General features: G+C 68.6%; 1 protein-coding gene. It reads right to left on the bottom strand.

What is annotated here, in order from left to right; translation table 11 throughout:
• Positions 1-405: hypothetical protein (locus TN53_RS42700; protein ID WP_046264307.1), on the bottom strand; the 405-nt coding region annotated here is incomplete at both ends.

Below are 405 nucleotides of genomic sequence, written 5' to 3' on the forward strand. Positions count from 1 at the left end.
GCCACCAGCAGCGCGTCCGGGTCCACCATGAGCTTGAAGCGCTCGACGTGGAGTTCGAGGGCGTGGACCGTCAACTCCAGGAAGCCGGCGTGGTCTTCGTCGAGCACGGACTCGAACGCCGATTCCGACCAGGCGATCGCGGCTGCGAGCGCTGCGGGCCGTTCCTCCTGCGGGCCGGTGGCCGCGGCATCGGTGTGCGCCCTGCTCACCAGGTAGGCGAAGCTCGCCTCGTTGGACGGGTCGGCGGGATCGAAGCGCTCCACGAGGATTTCCGGGAGCCCGGCTTGCGGAGGCAGCCGCGGGCACAGGTGCACGAAGGTGCCGAAGATGACGGACAGGTTCTGCTCCGCCTCGGGATCCTCGTCGCCCAGGTGCCGGAACCAGAAGGTCCAGAAGACATGGACG

Source organism: Streptomyces sp. WM6386, assembly GCF_000972385.1.
GTDB lineage: Bacteria > Actinomycetota > Actinomycetes > Streptomycetales > Streptomycetaceae > Streptomyces.